The following is a 14,672-nucleotide window of genomic DNA, read 5'->3' on the forward strand; positions in this document are numbered from 1 at the left end:
AATACTAGATACAAATCAGACTGCGGAAACAAATTTTTTGACCTATAAATTTAAGACATTGGAGGAACATGATATGAAAGCAACAGGAATTGTACGGCGGATTGATGATCTTGGCAGGGTGGTTGTACCAAAGGAAATTCGACGTACACTCAGAATCAGAGAAGGAGATCCGCTGGAAATTTTCACGGACCGGGAAGGAGAGATTATCTTAAAGAAATATTCTCCCATCGGAGAACTAGGGGCTTTTGCACAACAGTATGCGGACAGTCTTGCACAGACAACCGGATATGTAGTATGTGTAACTGACCGGGATACAGTGATTGCCTGCGCCGGAAACGGTAAAAAAGAATACCTTGGCAGACATATCAGCCGTGAGTTGGAGGAACTGATTCAGGGACGCCAGAGCCTTCAGGCGGTCAGTGGTGACCGTAGTTTTGTTCCTGTATCATCGGAACCGATGGAGGGAATTCTATCAGAGACGATTGCCCCGGTAATCAGTGAAGGGGATGCTATTGGATCGGTAATTCTGCTTGGACGGGAAGGCAAAAATAAGATGGGGGAGACAGAACAGAAGCTTGCAGCTGCAGCGGCGGCATTTCTTGGAAGACAGATGGAACAGTAAAAAAAGCTCCGGTTATCCGGAGCTTTTTTGATGCCTGATTAATGATCGGTCTCTTCATTGAGAAGCGGTTTCATATTATTCAGACTGATTAACAGAGTTGAAGTATTATGAAGTAATGCGGAAGTGGTCGGCTGCAGGATACCTGTAACACCAAGCCCGATCAGGCCGGTGTTGAATCCTACGATGGTCCGGTAATTCCGGTGGATTCGTTTCATCAGAAGATTACTTAAATTCTTCAAAATTACCAGTTGATACAGATCATCTGCAGCTACTGTGATGTCAGCAATTTCTCTGGCAATCTCAGCTCCGTCACTGATGGCAACACCTGCATCAGCGGCAGACAGTGCTGGTGAATCGTTGATGCCATCACCTACCATGATGACTTTGCTTCCTCTGGCTTTACATTTTTCAATGTAGTTGGCTTTGTCTTCCGGAAGAACTTCTGCATAGTATTCATCAACACCCACACGTTTTGCAATCGCAGCAGCGGTACGTTCACTGTCGCCGGTCATCATGACAACATGTCTGATGCCTGCGGCTTTCAATGCACGGACTGCATCAGCGGCCTCTGGACGAAGTGGGTCTTCAATGCAGATGACAGCGGCCAGCTGATTATCAATAGCCATATAAAGATGGGAATACTCCGTCGGAAGGTTCTGAAATTTCTCCATCTGATCTTCTGGAATCATGCATCCCTCATCCTCGAATACAAAGTGATGGCTTCCGATAATGACTTTATGATCATCGATGGAAGTGGAGATTCCGTGAGCTACAATATAGTTGACTTTGGAATGCATCTCCTCGTGATCCAGCTGGCGGTTTTTTGCAGCTAATACAACAGCTTTTGCCATGGAGTGGGGGAAATGTTCTTCCAGGCAGGCTGCGATTCTGAGCAGTTCATCCTTGCTGTGATGGTCAAATGCAACCACGTCTACAACGGTCGGTTTTGCTTTGGTCAGCGTGCCGGTCTTATCGAATACGATCGTATCAGCTGCGGATACTGCTTCCAAAAATTTCCCACCCTTCACAGTGATGTGATGAGACTGGGCTTCGCGGATCGCTGACAGAACAGAGATCGGCATGGCCAGCTTCAGTGCGCAGGAGAAGTCTACCATCAGAACCGCCAGCGCTTTGGTGACATTTCTGGTGAGCAGCCAGGTCAGTACAGTTCCTCCTAAAGTATAGGGAACCAGACGGTCTGCCAGAGACTCTGCCTTGCTCTCTACGCCGGATTTCAGTTTTTCAGAATCCTCGATCATGGTTACAATCTTTTCAAATCTGGTGGAGCCGGAAATGGCTTTGACCTGAATGGTCAGCTCACCCTCTTCCAGAACAGTGCCTGCATAGACATAGGTTCCGCGGTCTTTTCGAACCGGTTCAGATTCGCCGGTCAGAGATGCCTGGTTGACTGTTGCCTCGCCCTCGCATACGATACCGTCAAACGGGATGACATTGCCCATGCGGACGATGACTTCGTCGCCCGGTTTAATGTCTTTGGACGATACCAGAATCTCCTGGTCATCTTTTTTGAGCCATACCTTGCTGACATTTAAGGACATGCTGCGTGCCAGGTCATCCACGGATTTCTTATGGGTCCATTCTTCCAGAAGTTCGCCAATTCCCAACAGGAACATGATAGAGCTTGCGGTATCAAAATCTGCACGCAGTACGGAGACGCCGATGGCGGTTGCATCCAGCACTTCAACCTCCAGTTTTCTGCCGGCCAGACATCTGAGCCCTTTCCATATATAATGTAAGGATTTAAAAGCGGCATAAGCGGCGCGGATCGGATATGGCAGAAACAGTTTGCTTCCTGCCCGGAGTACGACCTTCTGCACCAGTTTCTCCTGATAGGTGCTGTTCAATTCTCTTCCGGAATGCGCAAGGAGATCAGCCGGAACATCCGTTGTCTGATACTGGAAAATACGCAGCGCCTGCAGCAGTGTTTCACGGTCTCCTTTATAAGAAATGGAAGCATCACAGGTCCGCTCAAATACTTTGGCGGAAGTGACACCTGAAAGATTCTCTATATAATAAAGAAGCGTATCTGCTTCTTCATAAGACATGCGGGACTGTACCATATGAATACGAAGACGGCCCCTGATGTCGTGTTTTATAATGAATTTCATGTTTTCCTCCAATAAAAGACGGAGCTGTCAGGCAGCTCCGTCCATATGAATACAGATTATTCTGCGTCTTCTGCAGTCTCAGCTTCCTGTACACATGCAGCTTCTTGTGCTGCTCTGTCCTCGTTGATCTGTTTTGCTTCTGCAAGAATGTCTTCTGCATTCTCCTGAACAGTAGTAGCAGTCTTCATCACGCATTCTTTTGCACGAAGAACAGCAGCGGTGCAATTGGTATATACTTTACGCGCATCTTTGCTGGAAAGCACCTGGATGCCAGCAGTTCCGAAAAGAACGCCACCTGCGAAAAGTCCGAGTTTTTTCATTTTGGAAATGTCTAACATAATTTGTTCCTCCTGTGTTATCTTATTAATATAATAGTGACTGTTTTCAACCGTTTTGGTTTATCTTCCATCATAGTGAGAAAATACCGGTTAGTCAATTAGAACAAACGTTAATGAAAAAAGTTATCAATAAACACACTGCGCAAAAAGTGATAATTTAATAGAAAAAAAACTTGACGCAATATGTAGGGGTATGATATAGTAGACAGGCGAATGGAAGTTTAGGCTTTTTTTTTATGCCTAAAAATTGATGATTTTCGCAGGATCATCAACAAGCAAAAAGTATAAAAAAGCGAGGTGGAAAGTTGTGCGCGTAAAGATCACATTGGCATGTACGGAGTGCAAACAGCGTAACTACAACATGACCAAAGAAAAGAAGAATCACCCGGACAGAATGGAAACCAAGAAATACTGTCGTTTCTGCAAGAGACATACTCTTCATAAGGAGACGAAGTAAATCTGCCCCCCCCCAAGGTAAAGGAAGTGACGAAATGGGAGAAACAAATAATGCCCAGAAGGCAGGCTGGTTTACAACCTGGTGCAAAGGCGTAAAGGCCGAGTTTAAAAAGATTGTATGGCCAGACCAAAAATCACTTACGAAACAGACCATTGCGGTAGTCAGCGTTTCTGTTGTATTGGCTCTCATTATTAAAATTCTGGATATGGTCATGACGTTCGGAATCGATCGTTTATTGACTTTATAATTCATGAGAAAGGTGATTGTATGTCAGAGACAAACTGGTATGTAGTCCATACTTATTCTGGATATGAGAATAAGGTAAAAGCTAATATTGAGAAAACCATTGAAAACAGACATCTTGAGGATCAGATTCTCGAAGTCAGAGTTCCCATGCAGGATGTGGTGGAATTGAAAGACGGTGCAAGCCGTCAGGTTTCCAAAAAAATGTTTCCTGGTTATGTTCTGATCAATATGGTCATGAACGACGACACCTGGTATGTAGTTCGCAATACCAGAGGCGTAACCGGATTCGTTGGACCGGGATCCAAACCAGTTCCGCTGACGGAAGAGGAAATGAGACCGCTTGGGGTTCAATCGGATTCCGTGCAAATTGATTTTGCGGAAGGTGACAATGTCGTTGTTACTGGCGGCGTATGGAAAGACACTGTGGGTGTCATTCAGGCCATCAACGAAAACAAACAGAGTGTGACAATCAATGTCGACCTGTTCGGTCGTGAAACACCGGTAGAAATAAGTTTCACAGAAATTAAGAAGATGTAAATGGTCTGCGAAAACTGTAGATCGCAGATCGTGGGAGGGACATTCCCGCCATCACCACAAGGAGGTGCCTAATTATGGCAAAGAAAGTTACAGGTTACATCAAATTACAGATCCCTGCTGGAAAGGCAACACCGGCTCCCCCAGTAGGACCGGCTCTTGGTCAGCACGGCGTTAACATCGTACAGTTTACGAAGGAGTTCAACGCAAGAACTGCAGATCAGGGCGATATGATCATTCCGGTAGTTATTACCGTATATGCAGACAGAAGCTTCAGCTTCATTACCAAAACTCCGCCGGCAGCAGTTTTACTGAAAAAAGCATGCGGACTGAAAACCGCTTCCGCTAACTCCAAAAAGGATAAGGTCGCTACCATTAAGAAATCTGAAGTTCAGAAGATCGCTGAACTGAAGATGCCGGATCTGACCGCAGGAAGCCTTGACGCTGCTATCAGCATGATCTCAGGTACTGCAAGAAGTATGGGTATCACCGTAGTAGACGACTAAAAACTGTTGCATATGAACAGACGTGGGAGGGAAATTCCCGCAATTACCACCAGGAGGTTAATGAATTATGAAACATGGTAAGAAATATGTTGAGGCTGCCAAATTATACGATAAGCAGACTCAGTATGATAGAGACGAGGCTGTTGCCATCGTAAAGAAACTGGCAACCGCAAAATTTGACGAGACCATCGAGGCTCACATCAGAACCGGATGTGACGGACGTCACGCAGATCAGCAGATCCGTGGTGCAGTAGTTCTTCCGCACGGAACCGGAAAACAGGTTCGTGTACTTGTATTCGCTAAGAATGCAAAAGCTGACGAGGCACTTGCTGCAGGCGCTGAGTTCGTAGGTGCTGAGGAGCTCGTTCCGAAGATCCAGGGCGGCTGGTTCGATTTCGACGTAGTCGTTGCTACTCCGGACATGATGGGTGTTGTTGGACGTCTGGGACGTGTACTTGGACCGAAGGGCTTAATGCCGAACCCGAAGGCTGGTACCGTAACCATGGATGTTACCAAAGCAGTCAATGATATCAAAGCCGGTAAGATCGAGTACAGACTGGATAAGAGCAATATTATCCATGTACCGGTTGGAAAAGCTTCTTTCACCGAGGAGCAGTTAGCGGACAACTTCCAGACGCTTATGGATGCCATCAATAAAGTAAAACCGGCAGCTGTTAAAGGCCAGTACCTGAAGAGCGTAACCATCGCTCCGACCATGGGACCGGGCGTAAAAGTTAATCCTTTAAAGCTTGCCTAATTACAAAAAAGTATTGACATCTGATATATATTTGTGATATTTTATAACAGTTGAAGATGACTGCCCGAAGACAGCAGGTGCCGTAAGGCATAAGGTCGATACGCCTGCCGAGGAAAGCATTCGATTAAGAATGACTTATGAACCCTCTGTGTCTGCGGCACAGAGGGTTTTTTAATCCTTACCACTGGGAAGGTTATCTCTTTTAAAAATCTATAAGGAGGAAACCATTCATGGCAAAAGTTGAACTGAAAAAACCGGTTGTAGACGAGATCTCTGCAAATCTGGAAGGTGCAGCTGGCGTTGTTCTGGTTGACCACTGCGGTCTGACCGTTGAGCAGGATACACAGCTTCGTAAACAGATGAGAGAAGAAGGAATCGTTTACAAGGTTTACAAAAACACCATGCTGAACTTTGCAATCAAAGGAACCGAGTTCGAGCCGCTGTCTCAGCATCTCGAAGGACCGTCTGCAATCGCTATCTCCAAAACTGATGCGACTGCTCCGGCAAGAATCGTTGCTAACTTTGCAAAGAAAGCAGAGAAGCTTGAAATCAAAGCTGGTGTCGTAGAAGGAAACTACTACGATGCAAAGGGAATGACTGCAATCGCAAACGTTCCGTCCAGAGAAGTGCTTCTCGGAAAGCTGCTTGGCAGCATCCAGAGCCCGATCACAAACTTCGCTCGCGTTATCAATCAGATCGCAGAGAGCAAAGAGGCGTAATCGTTATTACAATAGGAAAAGCCGCATAGCGGCATGATACAATTATTATTATTGGAGGTAAATAAAAATGGCAAAATTAACTACTGCAGAATTTATTGATGCAATCAAAGAGCTTACCGTATTAGAGCTGAATGATCTTGTAAAAGCATGTGAGGAGGAGTTCGGTGTATCCGCAGCAGCTGGCGTTGTTGTAGCAGCAGCTGGAGATGGCGCAGCAGCAGCTGAAGAGAAAGATTCCTTCGACGTAGAGCTGTCTGAGGTTGGCCCGAACAAAGTTAAAGTTATCAAAGTTGTTCGTGAAGCTACCGGACTTGGCCTGAAAGAGGCTAAAGAGGTTGTTGACGGTGCTCCGAAGGTTATCAAAGAGGGCGCTTCCAAAGCTGAGGCTGAGGAGATCAAAACCAAACTTGAGGCTGAGGGTGCTAAAGTTACTCTTAAATAATTGTTTTGGTACATTCGAGGAAGGGTATCGCGGATGCGGTATCCTTCTTCTTTTTCCATCCTTCTGATTTGTTCATATCATCTTTCAAACAGTCTCCCAAATTCATATAATTATGCATAATTTCTGTTGACACCCCCTGCGATTTATGATAACATGGAAAATGCACTATTGTGGTAAGGTATGCTTTCATCCTTGCTGTAATTCGTGCAGTCCTTTTGCAATATGCAGTGATTAAAATATATAAGGGGTGAAATGTCAATGGAAAAGAACAGAATCAAACCTACCAAGTCCGGCAGAAATCTGCGAATGAGCTATTCCAGAAAAAAAGAAGTAGTTGAAATGCCGAACCTGATAGAAGTCCAGAGAGATTCCTACCAGTGGTTTCTGGATGAGGGATTAAGCGAAGCATTTGCCGATATTTCTCCGATTACGGATTATAGCGGAAAGCTGAGCCTGGAGTTCACGAACTTTGTACTTGATGTAGAGGGTGCAAAATACACCATCGAAGAGTGTAAAGAGCGTGACGCTACTTATGCCGCACCGTTAAAAGTCAGAGTCCGTCTTCATAACAAAGAGACAGATGAGATCAATGAGCATGAGATTTTCATGGGCGACCTGCCCCTGATGACAGAGACGGGAACCTTCGTCATCAACGGAGCGGAGCGTGTCATTGTCAGCCAGTTGGTACGTTCCCCTGGTATCTACTATGGTATTGACCATGACAAAGTAGGTAAGCTTCTGTTCTCCTGCACCGTAATCCCGAACCGTGGTGCATGGCTGGAGTATGAGACTGATTCCAACGACGTATTCTATGTTCGTGTCGACAGAACACGTAAAGTGCCGATTACTGTGCTGATCCGTGCTCTTGGTTATGGAACCAACGCTGAGATTCTGGAACTGTTCGGCGAGGAGCCGAAGATTCTGGCATCTCTGGCGAAAGATACTTCCGAGAGCTATCAGGAAGGTCTGCTGGAGCTGTACAAGAAGATCCGTCCGGGCGAGCCGCTGGCAGTAGAGAGCGCAGAGAGCCTGATTACCGGTATGTTCTTCGATCCGAGACGTTACGATCTGGCAAAGGTTGGACGTTACAAGTTTAATAAGAAGCTTCATCTGAAGAACCGTGTCCGTGGACAGGTTCTGGCTGAGGATGTAGTAGATCCGTCTACCGGCGAGATTATCGCAGAAGCAGATACCAAGATTGATACCGAGCTTGCAGTAAAACTGCAGGATTCCGCTGTTCCGTTCATCTGGGTAAAAGGTGAGGAACGTAATATCAAGGTGTTGTCCAACCGTATGGTAGACATTACCAAATATGTGGACTGTGATCCGGAAGCACTGGGCATCAAAGAGTCTGTATACTATCCGGCACTGGAGAAACTGCTGAATGAGTATACTGATGCAGAGGAACTGAAAGAAGCAATCCAGCGTTCCATCACGGAGCTGATTCCGAAACACATTACCAAGGATGACATTATGGCATCCATTAACTATAACATGCATCTGGAGTATGACCTTGGCAACAAAGATGATATCGACCATCTGGGCAATCGTCGTATCCGTGCCGTAGGTGAGCTGCTTCAGAACCAGTACCGTATCGGTCTTTCCCGTCTGGAAAGAGTGGTACGTGAGCGTATGACCACTCAGGATCCGGAGAGCATCTCTGCGCAGACCCTGATCAATATTAAACCGGTAACCGCAGCTGTCAAAGAGTTCTTTGGATCTTCTCAGCTGTCCCAGTTTATGGACCAGAACAACCCGTTGGGTGAGCTGACCCATAAGAGACGTCTGTCCGCATTGGGACCGGGCGGTCTGTCCAGAGACCGTGCAGGATTCGAGGTTCGAGATGTACACTACTCCCACTATGGAAGAATGTGCCCGATCGAGACTCCTGAGGGACCGAACATCGGTCTGATCAACTCTCTGGCATGCTATGCAAGAATCAATGAGTACGGTTTCGTAGAGGCTCCGTACCGTAAGATCGATAAATCAGATCCTAAGAATCCGCGTGTCACCGACGAGGTTGTATACATGACCGCTGATGAAGAGGATAATTACCATGTAGCACAGGCAAATGAGCCGTTGGATGAGAACGGATATTTCGTAAGAAACAACGTATCTGGACGTTATCTTGATGAGACTCAGGCTTATGATAAGACCATGTTTGACTATATGGATGTATCTCCGAAGATGGTGTTCTCCGTAGCTACGGCTCTGATTCCGTTCCTGCAGAACGATGACGCAAACCGTGCGCTGATGGGATCCAACATGCAGCGTCAGGCCGTTCCGCTGATGCTGACGGAAGCTCCGGCAGTTGGTACCGGTATGGAGGAGAAGACGGCAGTTGACTCCGGCGTTTGTGTAGTTGCAAAGAATGCAGGTATCGTAGAACGTGCCGTTTCCAATGAGATTGTTATACGTCAGGATAATGGTGTGCGTGATGTATATCATCTGACGAAATTCTCCCGCAGTAACCAGAGCAACTGCTACAACCAGAGACCGATCGTCTTTAAGGGGGACCGGGTAGAAGTTGGCGAGGTAATCGCTGACGGACCGTCCACTTCTGGCGGAGAGATTGCTCTTGGTAAGAATCCGCTGATCGGATTTATGACTTGGGAAGGTTATAACTACGAGGATGCTGTTCTTTTAAGTGAACGATTGGTTATGGATGATGTTTATACATCCATTCATATTGAGGAATATGAGGCAGAAGCCCGTGATACCAAGCTTGGACCGGAAGAGATCACCAGAGATGTTCCGGGTGTTGGTGATGATGCACTGAAGGATCTGGATAACAGAGGTATCATCCGTATCGGTGCAGAGGTTCGTGCCGGTGATATTCTGGTAGGTAAGGTAACTCCGAAGGGAGAGACCGAGCTGACCGCAGAGGAGCGTCTGCTCCGCGCAATCTTTGGTGAGAAGGCACGTGAAGTGCGTGATACTTCCCTGAAGGTACCGCATGGTGAGTACGGTGTCGTTGTAGATGCCAAAGTATTTACCAGAGAAAACGGAGACGAGCTGTCTCCGGGTGTAAACCAGGCAGTCCGCATTTACATTGCTCAGAAGAGAAAGATCTCTGTCGGCGATAAGATGGCTGGACGTCATGGTAACAAGGGTGTCGTTTCCCGTGTTCTTCCGGTAGAAGATATGCCGTTCCTGCCGAACGGACGTCCGCTGGATATCGTACTGAATCCTCTGGGTGTGCCGTCTCGTATGAATATCGGTCAGGTCCTGGAGATTCACCTGAGTCTTGCAGCAAAAGCGCTGGGATTCAATGTGGCCACCCCGATTTTCGACGGTGCAAATGAGTCAGAGATCATGGATACTCTTGATCTTGCGAATGATTACGCAAACCTTCCATTCGATGATGCAGAGGCTGCAGAGTGGAAAGAGAAGGGGCTTGACCAGACCGCAGACGGAAGACCGTGGAATGGCGAAACATTCAAAGGTAATCATGGGGAAGATCTGCTTCCGGAGGTTGTAGATTATCTCGATAAAAACAGAGAGCACAGAAAAGTATGGAAAGGCGTACCGATCTCCAGAGACGGTAAAGTACGTCTGAGAGATGGCCGTACCGGTGAGTATTTCGACAGCCCGGTAACCATCGGACACATGCATTATCTGAAGCTGCATCATCTGGTAGACGATAAGATCCATGCACGTTCTACCGGACCGTACTCCCTGGTAACGCAGCAGCCGCTGGGTGGAAAAGCTCAGTTTGGTGGACAGCGTTTCGGAGAGATGGAGGTTTGGGCTCTGGAGGCATATGGTGCGTCCTACACCCTTCAGGAGATCCTGACCGTGAAGTCTGATGATGTCATTGGACGTGTGAAGACTTATGAAGCAATTATCAAAGGCGAGAACATTCCAGAGGCTGGCATTCCGGAGTCCTTCAAGGTACTCTTAAAAGAGCTGCAGGCACTGGGACTGGATGTGCGTGTGCTTCGTGATGATAACACAGAAGTGGAGCTGACAGAGACCAGCGACTATGGTGATGTGGACATCCGTTCTATTCTGGAGGACGACAGCCGTCGTTTCGACAGAGAGGATGAGTCTTTTGGCGCTCATGGATTTGGAAAACAGGAGTTCAAGGGAGAGGAACTTGTAGATGTTGAACCGGAAGACGATGATTTCGGCGGCGACGACTCCATTGACCTGGATGATGATATTGATTTTGAAGAATAGAGGAGGTGCCGCTCATGCCGGAAATGACGAAGAATGATAACTATCAGCCAATGAGCTTTGATGCGATTAAGATAGGTCTTGCATCTCCGGAGACGATTCTTGAATGGTCTCATGGAGAAGTGACCAAGCCTGAGACCATCAACTATCGTACGTTGAAACCGGAAAAGGATGGTCTGTATTGCGAGAAAATCTTCGGACCGAGCAAGGACTGGGAGTGTCACTGCGGAAAATATAAGAAAATCAGATATAAAGGTGTCGTATGTGATCGCTGCGGCGTTGAGGTTACCAAATCCAGCGTCCGCCGTGAGCGCATGGGCCATATCAAACTGGCTGCGCCGGTATCCCATATCTGGTACTTTAAAGGCATTCCGAGCCGTATGGGACTGATCCTTGATCTGTCCCCGAGAACACTGGAAAAAGTTCTCTACTTTGCATCCTATATTGTACTTGATCCGGGAAAGACCGAGCTTATGTACAAACAGGTTCTTTCCGAGAAAGAATATCAGGATATGAAGGAAAAATATCCGGAGTCAGGCGCATTCCGCGTTGGAATGGGTGCAGAGTCCATCAAGGAACTGCTGCAGGCTATTGATCTGGAGAAAGATTCCAAAGAACTGAAAGAGGGACTGAAGACTGCTTCCGGTCAGAAACGTGCCCGCATCATCAAGAGACTTGAGGTTGTGGAAGCGTTCCGTGAGTCCGGAAACAAACCGGAGTGGATGATCATGGATGTGATCCCGGTTATCCCGCCAGATCTTCGTCCGATGGTACAGCTGGACGGCGGACGTTTTGCTACTTCCGACCTGAACGACCTGTACAGAAGAATTATCAACAGAAATAACCGTCTGCAGAGACTGCTGGATCTGGGAGCACCGGATATCATCGTTCGTAATGAGAAACGTATGCTTCAGGAGGCAGTTGATGCCCTGATCGATAACGGTAGAAGAGGACGTCCTGTTACCGGACCTGGAAACAGAGCTCTGAAATCTCTGTCTGACATGCTGAAAGGTAAATCTGGACGTTTCCGTCAGAACCTGCTGGGTAAACGTGTTGACTATTCCGGCCGTTCCGTTATCGTCGTTGGACCGGAACTGAAGATCTATCAGTGTGGTCTGCCGAAAGAGATGGCAATCGAGCTGTTCAAACCGTTCGTAATGAAAGAACTGGTTGCAAATGGTTCTGCACATAATATCAAGAGCGCAAAGAAAATGGTTGAGCGTCTTCAGCCGGAAGTATGGGATGTTCTTGAGGACGTTATTAAAGAGCATCCGGTAATGCTGAACCGTGCTCCTACACTGCATCGTCTGGGTATCCAGGCGTTCGAGCCGATCCTGGTAGAAGGTAAGGCAATCAAGCTTCACCCGCTTGTTTGTACCGCATTCAATGCTGACTTCGACGGAGACCAGATGGCTGTCCATCTGCCGTTGTCCGTAGAGGCACAGGCAGAGTGCCGTTTCCTTCTGCTTTCTCCGAATAACCTGCTGAAACCGTCTGATGGTGGTCCTGTAGCCGTTCCTTCTCAGGATATGGTCCTTGGTATCTACTATCTGACTCAGGAGAGACCGGGAGAAATCGGTGAAGGTAAATTTTTCAAGAACCTTAACGAAGCAATTCTTGCATACGAGAATGGCGTTATCAAACTTCAGAGCCGTATCAAAGTACGTGTCAGCAAGAATATGCCGGATGGCACTGTGATGACCGGTACTGTAGAGTCTACCCTTGGACGTTTCCTGTTCAATGAGATTCTGCCGCAGGATCTGGGATTTGTAGACAGAAAAATTCCGGGCAACGAGCTGAGTCTGGAAGTCGATTTCCATGTAGGCAAGAAGGGTCTGAAACAGATCCTTGGTAAAGTAATTAACACCCATGGTGCAACCAAGACCGCTGAGGTTCTGGATGATATTAAGGCAATGGGTTATAAATACTCCACTAGAGCGGCTATGACCGTATCCATTTCTGATATGACCGTACCGCCGCAGAAACCGGAGCTGATCAAACAGGCTCAGGATGTAGTGGATAAGATTACACGTAACTATAAACGTGGTAAGATTACTGAAGAAGAGCGTTACAAAGAGGTTGTAGAGACCTGGAAAGAGACTGACGCAGTCCTTACCAAAGCTCTTCTGGATGGTCTTGATAAATATAACAACATCTTCATGATGGCTGATTCCGGTGCGCGTGGATCTGATAAACAGATCAAACAGCTGGCTGGTATGCGTGGATTGATGGCAGATACGACCGGTCATACGATCGAGCTTCCTATCACATCCAACTTCCGTGAGGGTCTTGACGTACTGGAGTACTTCATGTCCGCTCATGGAGCACGTAAAGGTATGTCCGATACCGCTCTTCGTACCGCTGACTCCGGTTACCTGACCAGACGTCTGGTAGACGTATCTCAGGAACTGATTATCCGTGAGACAGACTGTGCAGAAGGCAAAGATGAGATTCCTGGAATGGAAGTTACCGCTTTCACTGATGGAAAAGAAATGATCGAGTCCCTGGAGGAGCGTATCACAGGACGTTTTGCATGCAATGACATTTGCGACAAAGATGGCAACATCATTGTTAAAGCAAACCATATGATCACACCGAAGCGTGCGGCTGCAGTCGTATCCAAAGGTGTGGATAAAGACGGAAACCCGCTGAACAGCGTGAAAATCCGTACTGCTCTTACCTGTAAATCCCATATCGGTGTGTGTGCGAAGTGCTACGGTGCCAACATGGCAACCGGAGAGGCTGTACAGGTTGGTGAGACTGTTGGTATCATCGCAGCACAGTCCATCGGTGAGCCGGGTACCCAGCTGACCATGAGAACCTTCCACTCCGGTGGTGTAGCAGGTGGAGATATTACACAGGGTCTTCCCCGTGTCGAGGAGCTTTTCGAGGCAAGAAAACCGAAGGGTCTTGCAATCGTAACTGAGATCAGCGGTCTGGCTACGATTAACGACATGAAGAAGAAACGTGAAATCGTTATTACCAATAATGAGTCTGGTGAGTCCAAGACGTATCTGATTCCGTTTGATTCCAGAATCAAGATTATGGACGGAACTATGGTTGAGGCCGGTGATGCACTGACAGAAGGTAGCATCAACCCGCATGATATTCTGAAGATCAAAGGTGTGCGTGCTGTTCAGGATTATCTGCTTCAGGAAGTACAGCGTGTATACCGGCTGCAGGGTGTTGAGATCAACGATAAACATATCGAGATGATCGTTCGCCAGATGCTGAAGAAGATCCGCGTTGAGGATAACGGAGACAGTGATTTCCTGCCGGGTACTCTGGTAGACATTCTGGATTACTGGGATGAGAATGAGAGACTGATTGCAGAGGGCAAACAGCCTGCAGATGGAAAACAGGTACTGCTTGGTATTACCAAAGCTTCCCTGGCTACCAATTCCTTCCTGTCAGCAGCATCCTTCCAGGAGACCACCAAAGTTCTGACAGAGGCTGCTATCAAGGGCAAAGTTGATCCGCTGATCGGTCTGAAAGAGAACGTTATCATCGGTAAGCTGATCCCGGCTGGTACCGGTATGAAGCGTTATCGTGACGTAAAACTGAACACTGATATGGAGGAAGATGATTCCTTAAGCATCAGTGAAGAGGATGAGGTTCTTGATCTTGCAGAAGATGCAGCAAAGGATGAAGAATTCGATGATGTAGATACTGCACAGGATGACAGCGCTGATGTTGAAGCAGAAGCTGCTGAGGCTGAAGAGAGCGATCCGGAAGAAGAATAA

General features: G+C 47.2%; 12 protein-coding genes and 1 other annotated feature. Of the genes, 10 read left to right on the forward strand and 2 right to left on the reverse strand.

The genetic code is table 11. The annotated features are described in order from the left end of the window. The first annotated feature begins 73 nt into the window (after positions 1-73). Positions 74-622 carry a stage V sporulation protein T gene (spoVT, locus tag LKD36_RS09255; RefSeq protein ID WP_308459459.1) on the forward strand — a complete coding sequence of 183 codons (549 nt, stop codon included), beginning with the start codon at positions 74-76 and terminating at the stop codon, positions 620-622. A 38-nt stretch (positions 623-660) separates the two neighbouring features. Here spoVT and LKD36_RS09260 read toward each other — a convergent pair whose 3' ends face one another. Both LKD36_RS09260 and LKD36_RS09265 read right to left on the reverse strand, forming a co-directional pair. Beyond that, on the reverse strand, positions 661-2,751 hold the full coding sequence (locus LKD36_RS09260; protein ID WP_308459460.1) for a heavy metal translocating P-type ATPase: 2,091 nt from the start codon (positions 2,749-2,751) through the stop codon (positions 661-663). Between the two features lie 56 nt (positions 2,752-2,807). Beyond that, positions 2,808-3,089, reverse strand: coding sequence for a DUF6110 family protein (locus LKD36_RS09265; RefSeq protein WP_118770757.1), 282 nt, complete (start codon positions 3,087-3,089; stop codon positions 2,808-2,810). Positions 3,090-3,396: 307 nt separating this feature from the next. Between LKD36_RS09265 and rpmG the strand changes: the two genes are divergently transcribed. The 9 genes from rpmG to rpoC all read left to right on the forward strand — a co-directional run bounded on the left by rpmG (position 3,397) and on the right by rpoC (position 14,672). Next, the gene (rpmG, locus tag LKD36_RS09270; RefSeq protein WP_117499871.1) at positions 3,397-3,546 is read left to right on the forward strand and encodes a 50S ribosomal protein L33; all 150 of its coding nucleotides are present in this window, start codon (positions 3,397-3,399) and stop codon (positions 3,544-3,546) included. Positions 3,547-3,580: 34 nt separating this feature from the next. Continuing rightward, positions 3,581-3,793, forward strand: a complete 213-nt coding sequence (secE, locus tag LKD36_RS09275; protein WP_118770756.1) for a preprotein translocase subunit SecE — start codon at positions 3,581-3,583, stop codon at positions 3,791-3,793. A 20-nt stretch (positions 3,794-3,813) separates the two neighbouring features. Next, positions 3,814-4,329 carry a transcription termination/antitermination protein NusG gene (gene nusG / locus LKD36_RS09280; protein ID WP_118770755.1) on the forward strand — a complete coding sequence of 172 codons (516 nt, stop codon included), beginning with the start codon at positions 3,814-3,816 and terminating at the stop codon, positions 4,327-4,329. A gap of 74 nt (positions 4,330-4,403) precedes the next feature. Next, on the forward strand, positions 4,404-4,832 hold the full coding sequence (gene rplK, locus LKD36_RS09285; protein WP_118770754.1) for a 50S ribosomal protein L11: 429 nt from the start codon (positions 4,404-4,406) through the stop codon (positions 4,830-4,832). 67 nt (positions 4,833-4,899) lie between these two features. Next, complete coding sequence (rplA, locus tag LKD36_RS09290) at positions 4,900-5,589, forward strand: 50S ribosomal protein L1 (RefSeq protein ID WP_118770753.1); 690 nt, start codon at positions 4,900-4,902, stop codon at positions 5,587-5,589. Positions 5,590-5,635: 46 nt separating this feature from the next. Further along, positions 5,636-5,771, forward strand: a sequence feature (ribosomal protein L10 leader region). A gap of 48 nt (positions 5,772-5,819) precedes the next feature. Beyond that, positions 5,820-6,308, forward strand: a complete 489-nt coding sequence (gene rplJ, locus LKD36_RS09295) for a 50S ribosomal protein L10 (RefSeq protein ID WP_118770752.1) — start codon at positions 5,820-5,822, stop codon at positions 6,306-6,308. A gap of 67 nt (positions 6,309-6,375) precedes the next feature. Further along, a complete protein-coding gene (rplL, locus tag LKD36_RS09300; RefSeq protein ID WP_118770751.1) occupies positions 6,376-6,750 on the forward strand; it encodes a 50S ribosomal protein L7/L12 in 375 nt (124 codons plus the stop codon). A 258-nt stretch (positions 6,751-7,008) separates the two neighbouring features. Next, a complete protein-coding gene (rpoB, locus tag LKD36_RS09305) occupies positions 7,009-10,932 on the forward strand; it encodes a DNA-directed RNA polymerase subunit beta (protein WP_308459461.1) in 3,924 nt (1,307 codons plus the stop codon). 14 nt (positions 10,933-10,946) lie between these two features. Further along, the gene (gene rpoC, locus LKD36_RS09310) at positions 10,947-14,672 is read left to right on the forward strand and encodes a DNA-directed RNA polymerase subunit beta' (RefSeq protein ID WP_308459462.1); all 3,726 of its coding nucleotides are present in this window, start codon (positions 10,947-10,949) and stop codon (positions 14,670-14,672) included.

This window comes from Hominiventricola filiformis (assembly GCF_020686965.1).
GTDB lineage: Bacteria > Bacillota > Clostridia > Lachnospirales > Lachnospiraceae > Hominiventricola > Hominiventricola filiformis.